This window comes from Actinophytocola sp., from assembly GCF_049647105.1.
Classification (GTDB): Bacteria; Actinomycetota; Actinomycetes; order Mycobacteriales; family Pseudonocardiaceae; genus Actinophytocola.
The window spans coordinates 17,539-32,230 of the sequence record NZ_JBARWZ010000255.1 but is presented as its reverse complement, the minus strand read 5'-3'; the positions used below and the strand labels follow the sequence as shown (position 1 = coordinate 32,230).

Here is a 14,692-nt window from a genome sequence, read left to right as displayed (position 1 = left end):
CTACCTCGAAGACAAGAGTTCCCCAATTGCCAGAGAATTTGGTTGCCGATTCTCAGTGGCGAAGCTCCGCTCAGTGGCGGTGCTCTCCGGGTAACGCGAACAAGCCGTCGGTGGTCTGTTCGACCAGGCCGTCCACCAGCAGCGAGTCGAGACACCTGTCCCGCTGCCCCGCGTCGGACCAGACGACGTCCAGCCGGGTCTTGGGGACCGGGACCGAGGTGTCCCGCAGGACGTCCAGCAGCAGACCACGCACCTGGCGGTCCGTGCCAGCGAACTTCTGCACGGGCTTCGCGGGTCCGGCGTAGGCGGGCCTGCCGTTGCGCTGCCACGCGCACGCGTCGAACACCGGGCAGTCGGCGCAGCGCGGGTTGCGTGCCGTGCACACGATGGCGCCCAGCTCCATCAGTGCCGCCGACATCCGCGCGGCGTGCTCGTGGTCGGCGGGCAGCAGCTTCTCCGCGTCGGCCATGTCGCGGGTGTTCGACGCGGGCCCCGCGTCGCCCGCGCCGTGCACCGCGCGGGCGATGACGCGCCGCACGTTGGTGTCCACGACCGGGCAGCGCCTGCGGTACGCGAACGCGGCGACCGCACGCGCGGTGTACGCGCCGATGCCGGGCAACGCCAGCAGCGTGTCCACATCGGATGGCACGACGTCGCCGTGCTCGGCGGCGATCACGGCCGCGGCGTCACGCAACCGCAGCGCACGGCGGGGATAACCGAGCTTGCCCCACGCGCGGAGCACGTCGGCGGGGGTGGCGGCGGCGAGCGCGGACGGGACCGGCCAGCGGGCCATCCACTCGTGCCAGGACGGTTCGACACGGGCGACCGGGGTCTGTTGCAGCATGATCTCGCTGACCAGCACGCCCCACGCCGAGCAGTCGGGGCCGCGCCATGGCAGGTCCCGGGCCTTCTCGGCGAACCAGTCCGTCAGCACCGTCGCGTCGATGGTCATCGCCGCGATGCTACGTCAGCACATCCCGGTCAGCTCGTCGGTGTGCCGCTCAGTGAACCTCGGTCAGATCCGCGGTGTGCACGTCGTAGACGAACCCGCGGACGTTGTCGCGGTACGGCACGAACGGGCTGCGCCGCACCCGCTCCACCGACTGCCGCACGCTGTCCTTGACCTCGCGGAACGCCTCGATCGACCACGGCGGGCGGAGCTTCGTGTCCTGCTCCAGCTCGTCCTTGAACTCGTCCTCGGTGATCAGCGAGAGGCCGCACGAGGTGTGCTGCATGATGATCACCTCGCGCGTCTCGAGCTTGCGCTGGCTGATCGCGAGCGAGCGGATCACGTCGTCGGTCACGACACCGCCCGCGTTGCGCAGGATGTGCACCTCGCCGTGGCGCAGGCCGAACACGTCGAACACCTTGATGCGCGCGTCCATGCAGGTCACGACGGCCAGGTGCAGCGATGGCACCGGTGTCGGCACCTCGGGCGCGCCGAGGTCGACACCGGTCACGTGCCGGTGGAGGAGATCGTCGATCGCGGTCATTCGTCAGCTCCCGTGTCTCGCCGTGCCCACATTGCGCTCAAGCACTGGAAACCCGCTCGACACCAATTGGAGCAAGGGTGCGAGCCGAGGGCAACGTGTCGTCGACAACAACTCTCCGTGCTCACACCTGGGAAAATATCCTCCTTTCGGGTCCGTCGGAGATCCAGGTGCATGCGGTGGGGCGGCACTACCTTCTGGTCATGGTCGAACCGAGCGGACCGCTGCCCCAGTCCGTGTACTGGCGCCGCCGCGTTGTCGCGGCGGTCGGTTCGGTGCTCGCTGTGCTGCTGCTGGCGTGGGTCATCGGCAGGCTCGTCGAGTCGGACGACCAGCACCCCGTTCATGGCGCGACGAGCGCGTCGGAGCTGGGTGGCGCGGTGGTGCCCAGCGGCGTTCGCACCACGTCGCGTCGCGCGGCCGCGCCGAGCCCAGTGCCGGAGGAGCCGATGTCGGAGGTGCCACGCCCCGCCGCGTCCCCGGTACCCACGACGGCCCCGCCGCCCGTCCCGCCCGCCGCGTGCCCGGACGCGGTGACGAAGGTCGTGGCGGCACCGGAGGTGCCGTCCTACCGGGTCGGCGCGCTGCCGCTGCTGAAGCTGCGGGTCGTCAACGCGGGCCCGGTGCCGTGCACGAGGGACGTGAGCCGCACGCTGCGGGAGATCCTGTTGCTCGGTGCCGACGGCGCGCGGCTGTGGTCGAGCAATGACTGCTACAAGCCGCCCGCGCAGGACGTGCGGGTGCTGCCGCCGAACCAGCCGGTCGAGTTCTCGGTCAAATGGGCGGGCCGGACGTCCGCGCCCGGCTGCCCGCTGGAGCGCAAGCCGGTCCCGGCGGGCACCTACCAGGTGGTGGGCAAGCTGGGCCCGCTGGCAGGCGCGCCAACGCAGCTCGTGCTGACGTAGCCTAGGCGCCCGCCCAAAACTGTCGGTGCCTCGCGGTAGCGTTGAAATCGGGGGGCCCCCGGCGGGCGAACGAGTGGGACTTTCGTTCGGGTTACGGGCCGAACCAGCGTTCCTCCGTCGTGCGGGGCGGCGCCGACGTGGTGCCGATGACCAGCTCCGTGTCCAGCGTGATGTGCCGCGGCTTGCTGTGTTCCGCCGAGGCGAGCAGCAGCTTTCCGGCCGCGCGGCCCTTCTCCAGCACCGGCTGCCGGATCGTCGTCAGGCCGACCCGCTCGGCCTCGATGATCCCGTCGAAACCGGTCACCGTCAGGTCCTGCGGCACCCGCAGCCCGCGCCGCTTCGCCTCGTTCAGCGCGCCGAGCGCCAGGATGTCCGAGGTGCAGATCAGCGCCGTGACCTCGGGGTTCGCGTCCAGCAGCTGCGCGGCCGCCGACTCGCCGCTCCCGATCGAGTGGTCGAAGCGCTCCACGACCGGCACCCGCGCCCAGTCCACACCGGCCGCATCGAACGACTCGGCCAGCGCCATCAGCCGGGCCCGCTGCACGTGGAAGTGCGCGGTCCGCTGCCGCGAGATCGCCGCGAACCCGTCGTTGCGGTCGCGTGCCAGCCGCATGCACAGCACGCCGATGTTCCGGTGGCCGATGCCGATCAGCCGCCCGGCCAGCTGCGCGATGGCCGCGTGGTCGTCGATGCCGACCAGGTCGACACCCTCGACCCTCGGCTGGTCGCACACCACCGTCGGCACCGGGCGCGACAGCACCGCGGCGAGGTGCGGGTCGTCGTCCGGCACGGAGTACACGACGAAACCGTCCACACCGGCACTGTGCACGGCGGTGACGTCCTCGCGTTCCGGGTTCACGGGCACCAGGTGCAGGCCCTGACCAGCGCCTTCACAGGCCAGCGCCAGCCCCTCCAGGAACCCGAGCGCCGCGGGGTCGCGGAACGCGTACGAGAGGTTCTCGGTCAACAGAAGCCCGACCGCGCCCGCCTTGCGCGTGCGCAACGACCGCGCGACCGGGTCCGGGCCGGGGTAGCCCAGCCGGCGCGCGGTCTCCAGTACCCGCCTGCGCAGCTCCGGCGAGAGCTGATCAGGCCGGTTGTAGGCGTTCGACACGGTGGTCCGCGAAACGCCGAGCTCCGCGGCAAGCGACGCCAGTGTCGCCGGCCGACGAACGTGCATAGGCCTCGCCATGTGCTGACCGTAACGGTTCAGAAGCACAAGCAGAAGTCCGGCGACGCACGTCTCCGCCACCTGGCCTGGTGGCGCTTCTCACCCGGTCTGGTGAGGCGCCCCGGGTTTCCAGTCGTATAGTCGACAAGCAGTAGTCGAAAACGGTTTCCATTACCTATAGCGTGACACGCATAAGTAGTTCGGAGGAACGCCATGAGAAGCGCCCTTCCTCTCGCGGTCGCCGCGGTCGCCATGCTGGCCACGGGCTGCGGCGGCGGGACGAGCGACGCCGCGGCGGACGGCAAGATCGCCGTCGTCGCGTCGACCAACGTGTGGGGCAGCGTGGCCGCGGCGGTCGGCGGCGACGGAGTGCGCGTTCGCTCCCTGATCAACGAACCGTCGGCGGACCCGCATTCCTATGCGGACAAACCGGAGGACGCGACGCTTCTCACGGAGTCGAAGCTCGTCGTCTACAACGGCGGCGGCTACGACGACTTCTTCGCCAAGCTGGCCGACGCGGCGGGCACCGACGCCAAGCGGATCGTCGCCTACGACGTCTCGGGTTTCCCGGAGGGCGAGAACGAGCACGTCTGGTACGACCTGCCGACCGTCACGAAAGTGGCGGACAAGGTCGCCGCCGAGCTGGGTGCCATCGACCCCGGCAACAAGGACACCTATGCCGCCAACGCGAAGGCGTTCAACGCCAGGGTCGACGAGGTGGCCACGAAGGCGGCGGCCATCCCGGACGGCAAGGTCGTCGCCACCGAGCCCGTCGCGAAGTACCTGCTCGACGCCGCGGGCCTGACCGACGTGACCCCGCCGGAGTTCTCCGAGGCCATCGAGGAGGAGACCGACCCGCCGGTCGCCGCGGTCGCCGACACCATGGACCTGGTGTCCGGCAAGCAGGTCGTGGCGCTGGTCAACAACGACCAGGCCGAGTCGAACGTGACCAACCGGCTCACCGAGGCGGCGACGACCGCGGGGGTCCCGATCGTGAGCGTGAGTGAGACGCTGCCACCGGGTGTGACCGACTACGTTGAGTGGATGACGAAGCAGGTGGCCGCGTTGGCGGGCGCGGTGGCTTGATGGACGGACACGTTCCCGCGATCTCGCTCCGGGACGCGACGCTCGGCTACGGCGACCGGGTCCTGTGGTCCGGCCTGAACCTCGACATCGAGCCGGGTGAGTTCATCGCGGTGCTGGGCCCCAACGGGTCCGGCAAGACCAGCCTGCTCCGCGTCCTGCTCGGGTTGCGGGCACTGTCGTCGGGCACCGCGCGGATCGCGGGCGAGCCGCCGGGCCGCGGCAACAAGCGGATCGGGTACATCCCGCAGCAGCGCGCCATCGACGCACCGGTGCGCGGCCGCGACCTCGTCGGCCTCGGCCTGGACGGACACCGTTGGGGGACGGGCGTCACCCGGATCCGTCAGCGGCGGCAGCGGGTGGACCAGGCGATCGCCGAGGTGGGTGCCGAGGCGTTCGCGAAGGCGCCGGTCTCGCTGCTGTCCGGCGGCGAGCAGCAGCGGCTGCGGGTGGCGCAGGCGCTGGTGAGCGACCCGGACGTGCTGCTGTGCGACGAGCCGCTGCTGTCGCTCGACCTCGCGAACCAGCAGGTGGTCAGCTCGCTGATCAACGAGCGCCGCCGCACCGCCGACACCGCGGTGCTGTTCGTGACGCACGAGATCAACCCGATCCTGCCGCTCGTCGACCGCGTCCTGTACCTCGTGGACGGCCGGTTCCGGATCGGGCTGCCGGACGAGGTGATGACCTCGGCGACGCTGTCCGAGCTGTACCGCACGAAGATCGACGTCGTCCGGGTGCGGGGGCAGATCCACGTGGTCGGTGCGCAGAGCGGGTTGTGCGAGGACCAGACCCACCACCTGCACGAGGAACCGGCCTGATGGACAAGCTCTTCGACTTCGAGCTGCTGGGCAGGCTGCTGGCGCTGCCGTACGTGCAGGCGGCGCTGGTGGCGGCGGCCATCCTGGGGTTGCTGGCCGGGGTGCTCGGCCCGTTGATCGTGAGCCGCAACATGGCGTTCGCCGTGCACGGCACGTCCGAGCTGTCGTTCACCGGCGGCGCCGCCGCGCTGCTGCTGGGCATCAACGTCGGCCACGGCGCGCTCGCCGGAGCCGTGATCGCCGCGCTCGTGCTGGGGCTGCTGTCGCGCCGCAACTCCGACCACGACTCGGTGATCGGCGCGGTCCTGTCGTTCGGCCTCGGTGTCGGCGTGCTGCTGCTGTGGCTGTACCCGGGCCGCGCGAACAACAAGTTCGGGCTGCTGGTCGGCCAGGTCGTCGGGGTCGACTTCGCGTCGATCGCGCTGCTGTCCGCGTGCGGGATCGCGGTCATGCTGGTGTTGCTGGTGATCTACCGGCCGCTGCTGTTCTCGTCGGTGGACCCGGAGGTGGCGAAGGCACGCGGCGTGCCGGTCGGCCGGCTGTCGGTCGTGTTCGCGGTGCTGGTCGGCGTCGCGACGGCGCTGGGTGTGCAGACGGTCGGCGCGTTGCTGGTGCTGGCACTGATGATCACCCCGGCGGCCGCGGCGGCCCGGGTGACGGCGAGCCCGCTGCGCGCGACGGTGCTGGCGGTGGTGTTCGCCGAGGCGTCGGCGCTCGGCGGGTTCATCCTGTCGCTCGCGCCGGGCGCGCCGGTGAGCGCGTTCGTCACGGGGATCTCGTTCCTGATCTACCTGGTGTGCTGGACGATCAGCAGGATGCGGGGCCGGTCGGCGCGCGGGGCCTCGGTGGTCGCGGTGCCGATGCCCGCGCGGTGAGACGCGCTGCGCCGTGGAGTCGCAGGTGAGCGGCTGAGTCGGCGATACTTGCGCTCTTATGGTCGACGACTTTCTCGAGCACTGGCAGGTGTACCTGTCCATGCCCGTGATCGCGGCGATCATCGGCTACCTGACCAAGCGGGCGGCCATCGAGATGATGTTCCGGCCGCTCGAGTTCGTCGGCATCCGGCCCTTCCTCGGCTGGCAGGGTGTCGTGCCGCGCAACTCGGAACGCATGATCGCGGTCGCCGCCGACCTGCTGACCGCCAAGCTCGTCGACCCGAAGGAGATCTTCCAGCGCCTCGACCCGGCGAGGCTCGCCAAGGAGCTGGAGCTGCCGCTGATGCTGGCGGCCGACGAGATCACCCGCGACGTCATGGCCAGGCAGGGCCTGTGGCAGAGCCTGCCGCCGATCGCGCAGGAGATGGTGATCAAGCGCGTGCAGGCCGGGATTCCCGACCTGGTCGGGCGGATCATGGCGGCGCTGGGCGAGAACGTCGACGACTTCCTCGACATCAAGCAGGTCGCGGTGGACGCGCTGCACCGCGACAGACGCCTGCTGCTCAAGCTGATCCGCGACATCTCCCGTCCGGAGATGGCGTTCATCGCGCGCTGCGGTGTCTACTTCGGCCTCGTGCTCGGGCTGGTGCAGACGGCCGTCTGGGCGCTGACGAAGAACCCGATCGTGATGCCGCTGTTCGGCGCCGCGATCGGCTGGTGCACCGACTGGCTCGCGATCAAGCTCGTGTTCTTCCCGCGCGAACGCAGGAGGATTCTTGGTGTGCCGCTGCAGGGGGTGTTCCAGCGAAGGCGGGACGAGGTCGCGAAGCAGTACGCGGCGGTCGTGGCGCGTGACGTGATGACGGTGCCGAACCTGGTGGCAGCCGTGCTGAGCGGCCCGAAGGCGGACCGCCTGCGTTCGATGGTGCGGGAGACGGTCGAGCAGGCGATCGACGAGCAGGCAGGCCTGGCCCGCCCGCTGGTCGGCGCGACCAGGTTCGCGGAGCTGAAGAAGGCGGCTGCGGACCACGCTGTCCGTTACCTGCCAACGACAATGCTCACCGCGGAACGCTACGCGAACGAGGCACTGGACATTCGCGACACGATCGCGACGAAGATGCGCAGGCTGACACGGATCGAGTACGAGGCGCTGCTGCGCCCGGCGTTCCGGCAGGACGAGTGGAAGCTGATCGCGGTCGGCGCCGTGATCGGCGCGCTCATCGGCGAGCTGCAGGTCTTCTTGTTCCTGCATTAGCCTTCCGGTCGTAGTCGGCACGCGCCAGCTCGACCTGCTCGAGGTTGGGCGACCACTCGGCGAGCGAGGCGAACAGCGGCCCGAGGCTGCGCCCGAGGTCGCTGATCTCGTACTCGACGCGCGGCGGCACCTCGGCGTGGTAGGTGCGGACGACGAGACCGTCGCGTTCCAGCTGCCGCAGCCGCTGGGTCAGCACCTTGGGCGTGATGGTGGCGATGCGGCGCGACAGCTCGACGAACCGCTGCCGCCCGTACTCGTTGAGCGCCCACAGGATCGGCGTGGTCCACCGGCTGAACACGACGTCGACCACCGGTGCGATCGGACAGGCCAGCTCGGGTGTGGTGTCCTCGATCACGTTCCCAGTACTTTCCTCTAGGTACCTACTATCTCGGGGATATTAGCGTCATCACCATGATCGTGGTTACGGGAGCGACAGGCAATGTCGGACAGCCGCTGGTGGCGGCACTGGTGGCGGCGGGCGAACAGGTGACAGCGGTGTCCCGGCGGGTGGTGGACGTGCCCGGCGCACGGGTCCACCAGGCGGATCTGGCCATTCCGGAGTCGCTGACCCCGGCGCTGGACACCGCGAAGGTGGTGTTCCTGCTGACCTCGGGCGACTTCATGGGAGCGGGCGGCGACCTGGCCGCCGTGCTGTCGGTGGTGCGGTCGAGTGGCGTCGAGCGGGTGGTGCTGCTGTCGTCGCAGGGCGTCGGCACTGGCCACCACCCGCCGGTGCTCGAGGACGTGGTGCGGACGTCGGGTCTGCCGTGGACGATGCTGCGCCCCGGCGGCTTCCACTCGAACACGTTGCGGTGGGCGGAGTCCGTGCGCGGTCGCCGAGAGGTGGCGGCCCCGTTCGGCGACGTCGCCCTGCCGACCATCGACCCGGCCGACATCGCGGCGGTAGCCGAGATGACACTGCGCGACCCGGCGCACGTCGGCAAGACCTACGAACTCACCGGCCCGGCCCCGATCTCACCCCGCGCACAAACGGAGGCGATCGCGGCCGCGGTTGGCGAGCCGGTGCGGTTCGTGGAGCAGACCAGGGAGGAGGCGAAGGCGACGATGCTGCGGTACATGCCGGAGCCGATCGCGGAAAGCACGCTGGCGCTCCTGTCGTCACCGGAGCTGGAGCGCGTCAGCCCGGTGGTGGAGCAACTCCTCGGCCGCCCGGCGCGCCCGTTCGCGGACTGGGCGAAGGAGAACGCGGCGGCGTTCAAGTAAGGCGGGGTCAGCGGACGACGTCGAACACCAGCTTCTGGATGCCGTTGGGGTAGGACTCGCTCTCGACCACCGTGAGCATGCGCTTGTCGACGTCGGCGTCGCTGAACAGGCGCTTGCCCGCACCGAGCAGGACCGGGAACACCAGCAGGTGGTAACGGTCGATCAGGCCGGCGTCGGACAGGTTGCGGTTCAAGGCGGCGCTGCCGTGGACAATGATCGGCCCGCCGTCGGTCCCCTTCAGCGCCGCGACGTCGTCCAGAGAGCGCAGGATGGTCGTCGGGCCCCAGTTGTCCACGAGGTCGTCGTCACGCAGCGTCGAGGAGACGACGTACTTGGGCATCGCGTTGTACCCGGCGAAATCCTCGGTCATCGACGGCCAAACCGGGCTGAACGCCTGGTAGCTGACCCGGCCCATCAACATCGCGGTGGCCTCACCCTGCTCACGGCCCTTGAGTTCGTAGGCCGCAGGCGAGAACTCGATGTCCTTGAACGTCCAGCCGGTGTTGCGGTAGCCCGCTTCCCCGCCGGGCGCCTCGATGACACCGTCGAGAGAGACGAAGGCGGTGTGGTGATCAGGGTGCGCATGGCTTCTCCTCCGGTCGGGCCGATCTGAGTCTTCGCCGGTGCGTCGAACACCGCCACACCGGTTCGACAAACGTCGACCAGGAAAATTCCGAGCCGGACTACACCCGCTCGAAGACGAGGTCGAAGTCCTTGCGCCAGGTCGACCCGCGATCATCGGACGCCTCCCAGCGCGCCGCGATCCGGTCGGACCCGACGTCGGCGACGAACCGCTGGAACATGTCGGGATCCTCGCGACCCAGGGTCCAGCGGGAGCCGTCGAACGTCATGGCGTAGACACGGCAGACACCGCGTTCGTCGTGGTAGAGGGCCGTATAGGCGTCGTTCGCGTCGCTGCGGCCGAGTACCAGCACCATCTCACTCGTGGCCTTCCCGACCTCGCCTCCCATCGTCCAGCGGAAGACCACAAAGGCGTCGCCAAGCCACTCGCCCATCGCCGAGCCTGGCACCTCCTGGTCGGCCGGCTCCAGAAACCACGCGTTCCGCAACGTCGTTCGCCACGACCCGACCAGCACGTCCAACTTCGCCATGGCCTCGTTGCGCATCGTGTCCTCCAAGATCAGGCCGTCAGCGTCTCCGGCCGTCGCCGAACGCGCCGTCGACCGCGTGGCGCCGCTTAGTGGGGCCTGCTTACATGAAGGCGAACCCGACTGAAGCGAGTGAAGCGTCGCGCTGCCAATGCAGGAACCGTTCTCGTTAGTTCGTCCGCGATCTTCCTTGCATCCTGTTCGACGTTGCGATAGTCGAACCGGAGGTACTGTGCTCTGGCGACTCTGGCAATGTTGACGGGGATGTCGTGCTCGCTGATCGCGCCTACTCCTGATAGCAGGAGGGGAATGATCGGAATGTCGCGTTCAAGGGCTCCCTCGATTTCGCGAATTGTCCAGTCCGGTTTGTTGTCGGTGTGACTTCCAAACTTCTGAGACCATCCGGGCCCTACGATGGCCAACAGTACACGACACTGCGTGATGGCCTGGTTGATGGCTACTTCGTAATCCGCGCCGGCCAGGATTGAACGACCTGCGCGAAACACATTAGTTGCTCCGAAAAATGGGGAGATCTTTTCGTCGAGTAACGCGGCCGCATACGCCTCGGTCCGGCGATAATTTATGAAGATAGAGCCCATTCTGGGGGTCGCTTTGCGGTGGGCTTCTGGTTTGAACCAACGCGTCATCGCAATGCCGCCAGCGTGAGAGCTGCAAAAATCAGAAAGGTCGATACTCCATATCGAAATAGGCTGATGCCACGTCGAAGGTACTTGTGTCGGTCCGCGTGCTGTAGAATATCGGACCAAAGTTCGGCTGTCGCGTTGCCGATCATTGACTCTATGCTGAGTGACGTCACCTCTTCTTTAAAACTGCTATAGCCGTCGACAGTCCGCCTTGTGTCGCCCCAGTTGAATAAGAAACGATTCGGTATTTCCCCATCGTGGAGCGAGCGTGTTGTCTTGCGAGCAGCAATAGCGTTCACGCAATTTTGGATCGAGCCGAGGGTCAGGGCGGCAGTGAGTGCGAGCGTGACCGCAAGGGCGACGTCCAGTGGCCCAATTGGATGAACTTCCTTTAATTGTAGTCTGTAGTTGGCGAGAAGAATCATTCCGGTCACCACTACTGAACTTGCGCTCAGCAGAATAGATGCCCGGGTGGATGTGGAGGCACGTAGACGGTCGTATCGGTCGATATGCCAACGCAGAATGTCAAGAAGGTCCGGCGATGTCAGGCGTGTCTTCTCCACCGTAGGCATCGCCGGTACAGATGACGCCCGGCGATTGTCTCGTTCTCGCTGACGAAATGGCCACGAGACCATCTTTACCTCTCAATACGGCACGGTCGACACTTGTGATGAAGAGTAGTGCACGGAACCTGCCGAACTTGGCTTCCTTCGTCAAGGTGCGCCGCCAGTGGCGGCGCGCTGTGCCCGTCGCGTTGGCGATGTGGTCTGCATCCATCGCGGCACGGCGGCTTCCGCTTCGCTCACGCCGCCCGGCCTGCGCGGCGCAGCCTGCGTCCCGCGACGGGGAGCCCACCACCACAGGGGTAGACCCTCGGCCTCGATCGGACTGACGCCGGGCATCAGCATCAAGAGTGCTCCGCGTCGCTGACGCCATGGCCGCGAGCGACCACTCTTGACAGCGACACCCCGGCGCGAAAGCGGCAGAGCCCGGCCGTCAGAACTGGTAGTACAGCGCATGCGCACGGTCTCTACCAGCGGTTATGTAGATCAACATGTCCGCTAGGCCGTGATCAGGCTGTCCCTGCAGGAGCTAGACGGCCACGGCATCGAGCGATGGGGGTGGTGCGTGTGGATGTCAGTGCAGACGAAGCGGTTTCACTCTCTGTGTGTGGAAATACTCTGCGGCCGACTGTCCTTCCTCCCAGAGGAAAGCGATGCCGACAAATCCGATGATGGTGGCGCTCCAGTAGCCGGTCAGGCACTGACGTGATCGACTCACACTCCCTCCGGCGGATGGGTTCCACAGGCCGCGTGTTTCGATCCCGTCGCGCACACCCATCAAGTACAGATTGAGGTGCTCCGAACTCTTGACCAGTCCCAAGCTGATCTCAGTGGTTGGTGCGCCAGCGAGGAAGGACCTTAACGAATCTGGCGCGGCGTAACCATCGTGGACAATGCGGCATCCCATGTGCTTCACCGCGTACCGTGCGAGGTTGAGCGATCCGGACTGCCAGTTGCTTCCGTATACGTCCCACCAGTCAACGTGTTCGGCATCTTTCAGGCTTGTGTTGCTCCAGGAAAATTCCGAAAACACGTCGTAGGCATTGTCGAATGGTTGGCTTGCCGTGTTATTGCACCGAGCGCAGAGGCTCGCATTGAACCGAACATCCTTCGACTTGCGAATGCTCCGAATTTTTCGGAGCTCGTCGCCGCCCCAGACGAGCTCGTCGGCGCTTCCCATCCGCGATAGATCGCTCTTCTTGAACTTGTGCTCATGTGTCAGCGGTTCCGTGCTGCCACACCACCAGCAGGTCGTAGCTTGAGGAGTTCGATACGGGTCGAGTGCGTCTCCCGAGAGGATGCCATCCACATCGTCACCTTACGTACCAGTAATAGATACAGGAACTGACCTGTGCTTAAGGTGGACTAGTGGTCACAGTCTGTGATTCACCCAAGTATTGAGTCCACCGCAAGGCGCGTGTGCTGCTTACTCGATGGCATGAGGTGCGTGTAGACCTTCAGCGTGAAGCCCGGATCGGCATGCCCGACGAGGTAGCTCGACAGTGCGGTGACCGTCTCCCCGGCATCGAGCAGCGTGGAGGCGTAGAAGTGCCGAAGGGCGTGGAACCCGTCCACCCGGGCCTGCCGCTCGCCCCCGGCCTTCTTCAAGGCGGTTATCCATGTCCACTGGTTGTAGACCGGCCGCCACGCCGCCGAGTGCTCGCGGCTGGTGACGAGCAGCCGGGCCGTCCGCGGCTCCCCGTCCGGCTTCTGCCACGGCAGCGTGATCGTCACCGGCGGATACGCCGCGATGTGGTCGCGGATCGCGGCGGCCACCGACGCGGGCAACGGCACGTCCCTGGTCTTGCCACCCTTCGGCGGACCGAAGCACGGCTTCCCGCTGACAAGCTTCACCTGGCGGACGACGTGCACCGTCGCGTCGTCGAAGTCGACGTCATCCACGGCCAGGCCGAACGCCTCACCCTGCCGGAGCCCGAGCCCCGCGCCGAGCACGACCGTGAGCCGATAGCGAGGGTTCGTCGCCTCCCGGACAACGTGCACCCGCTCAGCAGGCCACGGCACGACCTTCTTCGCCGGGATCTGCGGCTTCTGCACCGACGATGCGTTGCACGGGTTCTTCTTGATCCGCGCCATCTGCTGCGCCATCAGTACCCACCGCCAGAATCACCGTCGTCACCGGTCACCAGCAGATGCCTGGGCCCACGCTCCGGTGGAGCGGGTTCGTCGTCCGGATCGATCTCGGCAGCCAACCGCGCTGCCTCCCTCGCCAACTCCCGGCAGAACTTCGCCAACACCACACCGCCGCCGGGGAACGGCGGCAGCTGGATCGCGAGGTTCACCGGGTCGAGGTAGATCACGAGCGCTGGAAGGTGCTCGGTCACCCGCATGAAGCCGGCAGCGGCGTCGCGCCCGGGGCTGCACGTCACGTTGAATGTCATCCCCGGCCACCCCCGTGGGGCTTGCGACCAAGGTCAAACGCAACCTGTTGAGCCGCAACGGAAAGGTCCTGGCAGAACCGCGCGAGGATGATCCCGCCGCCGTTCACGGCAGGAACGTCGATCACGAGCCTGCCCGGGTCCATGGTCAGGACGAGCGAGAGCCAGCCCGGTCCGACCCGCCGCACGTCGGCCGCAGCCGCGCGACCAGGAGCGCATGTCACGGTGAACACCCCGCCGCGGGTGCCGAAAAGGACGGCCATTGGTTACCTCCTGTGTTCAACTGGCTTGAGCCAGTAGCTGGCTTAAGCCAGTGAAGCACATCTCACCGTCGGCGGCAACCAACTGGTTTAAGCCAGTTATATGCTGACTGGCATGAGCCCCTCCGACGGTCCCGAGGCCGAGCAGCTACCCAGCCGCCGCATCGCCAACGCGGTGCGCGAGCTGATCACGTCCGGCGAACTCGCGCCGGGGGACAAGCTGCCGTCGGAGCGAGAGCTGGCCCACCGCTTCGGCACGGCCCGCAACACCGCCCGCGAGGCGATCCGCCTGCTGACCGAGGAAGCGCTGGTTACCCCGCACCACGGCAAGGGCGTCTTCGTCCGCGAAACCCAACGCCTCTTCCGGTGGGGCAACGACCGCTACTCAAGGAAGGCCTACCGCGAGACCGGCCTGACGCCGTTCCGCCTGGAAATGCAGCGCCAGGGCAAGACAGCGAACATCCAGGCGGTAGCCATCGACCGCGTGATCCCACCACCCGAGGTAGCCGAACGCCTGAACGTCCCCGCGGACGAGGAGTCCGTGCTACGCCGCCTGAACGAGTACCACGCCGACGACGAACCGGTACAGCTCGTCACAACATATCTGCGCTGGTCAGACGCCGAAGGCACACAGCTGACCGAGCCAAAGACAGGACCGGGTGGCATCCACGGCCGACTGGAGGACAAGGGCCACACCCTCAAGACCGGCCGCGACGAGGTCACCGCCCGCATGCCCACGCACGAGGAAACCCGCTTCCTGAGGACCCCTGCCGGTGTGCCAGTGCTGGACGTCCTGCACACGAGCTTCGACCAGAACGGCGAGGCGTTCGAGGTGACTCGCTTCGTGCACCGCGCCGACCGGTCGGGCCTGGTCTACAACTTCGACATCGAGCCCTGAA

General features: G+C 67.4%; 18 protein-coding genes and 1 pseudogene. 7 read left to right on the top strand and 12 right to left on the bottom strand.

The window, feature by feature from the left end:
* Nucleotides 1-70: 70 nt before the first annotated feature.
* On the bottom strand, nucleotides 71-952 hold the full coding sequence (locus tag WBA97_RS30090) for an A/G-specific adenine glycosylase (RefSeq protein ID WP_424234334.1): 882 nt from the start codon (nucleotides 950-952) through the stop codon (nucleotides 71-73).
* Between the two features lie 49 nt (nucleotides 953-1,001).
* Nucleotides 1,002-1,493, bottom strand: a complete 492-nt coding sequence (locus tag WBA97_RS30085) for a beta-class carbonic anhydrase (RefSeq protein ID WP_424234333.1) — start codon at nucleotides 1,491-1,493, stop codon at nucleotides 1,002-1,004.
* Between the two features lie 200 nt (nucleotides 1,494-1,693).
* Between WBA97_RS30085 and WBA97_RS30080 the strand changes: the two genes are divergently transcribed.
* On the top strand, nucleotides 1,694-2,395 hold the full coding sequence (locus tag WBA97_RS30080; RefSeq protein ID WP_424234332.1) for a hypothetical protein: 702 nt from the start codon (nucleotides 1,694-1,696) through the stop codon (nucleotides 2,393-2,395).
* Nucleotides 2,396-2,486: 91 nt separating this feature from the next.
* Here the strand turns inward: WBA97_RS30080 and WBA97_RS30075 are convergent, their stop codons facing one another.
* Entirely contained in the window at nucleotides 2,487-3,587 is a 1,101-nt protein-coding gene (locus WBA97_RS30075; RefSeq protein WP_424234331.1) for a LacI family DNA-binding transcriptional regulator, read from the bottom strand.
* A gap of 192 nt (nucleotides 3,588-3,779) precedes the next feature.
* On the opposite strand from WBA97_RS30075, the gene WBA97_RS30070 reads away from it, so the two are divergent.
* Genes WBA97_RS30070 through WBA97_RS30055 form a run of 4 tightly spaced genes read left to right on the top strand, consistent with a single transcriptional unit; the run spans nucleotide 3,780 to nucleotide 7,597 of the window.
* Nucleotides 3,780-4,652, top strand: coding sequence for a metal ABC transporter solute-binding protein, Zn/Mn family (locus tag WBA97_RS30070; RefSeq protein ID WP_424234330.1), 873 nt, complete (start codon nucleotides 3,780-3,782; stop codon nucleotides 4,650-4,652).
* Entirely contained in the window at nucleotides 4,652-5,467 is an 816-nt protein-coding gene (locus WBA97_RS30065; RefSeq protein WP_424234329.1) for a metal ABC transporter ATP-binding protein, read from the top strand. The genes WBA97_RS30070 and WBA97_RS30065 overlap by 1 nt, the downstream gene beginning before the upstream one ends.
* Nucleotides 5,467-6,342, top strand: a complete 876-nt coding sequence (locus tag WBA97_RS30060; protein WP_424234328.1) for a metal ABC transporter permease — start codon at nucleotides 5,467-5,469, stop codon at nucleotides 6,340-6,342. Before WBA97_RS30065 ends, WBA97_RS30060 begins: the two co-directional genes overlap by 1 nt.
* 58 nt (nucleotides 6,343-6,400) lie before the next feature.
* Complete coding sequence (locus tag WBA97_RS30055; protein ID WP_424234327.1) at nucleotides 6,401-7,597, top strand: DUF445 domain-containing protein; 1,197 nt, start codon at nucleotides 6,401-6,403, stop codon at nucleotides 7,595-7,597.
* On the opposite strand, the gene WBA97_RS30050 is transcribed toward WBA97_RS30055, so the two are convergent.
* On the bottom strand, nucleotides 7,560-7,949 hold the full coding sequence (locus tag WBA97_RS30050) for a winged helix-turn-helix transcriptional regulator (protein WP_424234405.1): 390 nt from the start codon (nucleotides 7,947-7,949) through the stop codon (nucleotides 7,560-7,562). The two genes, WBA97_RS30055 and WBA97_RS30050, sit on opposite strands and share 38 nt — an antisense overlap.
* Before the next feature lie 59 nt (nucleotides 7,950-8,008).
* On the opposite strand from WBA97_RS30050, the gene WBA97_RS30045 reads away from it, so the two are divergent.
* The gene (locus WBA97_RS30045; RefSeq protein ID WP_424234326.1) at nucleotides 8,009-8,821 is read left to right on the top strand and encodes an NAD(P)H-binding protein; all 813 of its coding nucleotides are present in this window, start codon (nucleotides 8,009-8,011) and stop codon (nucleotides 8,819-8,821) included.
* A gap of 7 nt (nucleotides 8,822-8,828) precedes the next feature.
* Here WBA97_RS30045 and WBA97_RS30040 read toward each other — a convergent pair.
* The 8 genes and pseudogenes from WBA97_RS30040 to WBA97_RS30005 form a co-directional block, all read right to left on the bottom strand.
* Nucleotides 8,829-9,406, bottom strand: a pseudogene (locus WBA97_RS30040) (dihydrofolate reductase family protein).
* A 98-nt stretch (nucleotides 9,407-9,504) separates the two neighbouring features.
* On the bottom strand, nucleotides 9,505-9,948 hold the full coding sequence (locus tag WBA97_RS30035; protein WP_424234325.1) for a hypothetical protein: 444 nt from the start codon (nucleotides 9,946-9,948) through the stop codon (nucleotides 9,505-9,507).
* 71 nt (nucleotides 9,949-10,019) lie between these two features.
* Nucleotides 10,020-10,577 carry a TIR domain-containing protein gene (locus WBA97_RS30030; protein WP_424234324.1) on the bottom strand — a complete coding sequence of 186 codons (558 nt, stop codon included), beginning with the start codon at nucleotides 10,575-10,577 and terminating at the stop codon, nucleotides 10,020-10,022.
* A complete protein-coding gene (locus tag WBA97_RS30025) occupies nucleotides 10,574-11,137 on the bottom strand; it encodes a hypothetical protein (protein ID WP_424234323.1) in 564 nt (187 codons plus the stop codon). The genes WBA97_RS30030 and WBA97_RS30025 overlap by 4 nt, the downstream gene beginning before the upstream one ends.
* Nucleotides 11,138-11,711: 574 nt before the next feature.
* The gene (locus WBA97_RS30020) at nucleotides 11,712-12,446 is read right to left on the bottom strand and encodes a hypothetical protein (protein WP_424234322.1); all 735 of its coding nucleotides are present in this window, start codon (nucleotides 12,444-12,446) and stop codon (nucleotides 11,712-11,714) included.
* 77 nt (nucleotides 12,447-12,523) lie between these two features.
* Nucleotides 12,524-13,243 carry a tyrosine-type recombinase/integrase gene (locus WBA97_RS30015; RefSeq protein WP_424234321.1) on the bottom strand — a complete coding sequence of 240 codons (720 nt, stop codon included), beginning with the start codon at nucleotides 13,241-13,243 and terminating at the stop codon, nucleotides 12,524-12,526.
* On the bottom strand, nucleotides 13,243-13,536 hold the full coding sequence (locus WBA97_RS30010; protein ID WP_424234320.1) for a hypothetical protein: 294 nt from the start codon (nucleotides 13,534-13,536) through the stop codon (nucleotides 13,243-13,245). The genes WBA97_RS30015 and WBA97_RS30010 overlap by 1 nt, the downstream gene beginning before the upstream one ends.
* Nucleotides 13,533-13,796, bottom strand: a complete 264-nt coding sequence (locus WBA97_RS30005) for a hypothetical protein (RefSeq protein WP_424234319.1) — start codon at nucleotides 13,794-13,796, stop codon at nucleotides 13,533-13,535. Before WBA97_RS30005 ends, WBA97_RS30010 begins: the two co-directional genes overlap by 4 nt.
* Nucleotides 13,797-13,908: 112 nt before the next feature.
* On the opposite strand from WBA97_RS30005, the gene WBA97_RS30000 reads away from it, so the two are divergent.
* Nucleotides 13,909-14,691: a GntR family transcriptional regulator gene (locus tag WBA97_RS30000; RefSeq protein ID WP_424234318.1), complete on the top strand. Its 783-nt coding sequence runs from the start codon at nucleotides 13,909-13,911 to the stop codon at nucleotides 14,689-14,691.
* The last annotated feature ends 1 nt before the right edge of the window (nucleotide 14,692 follow it).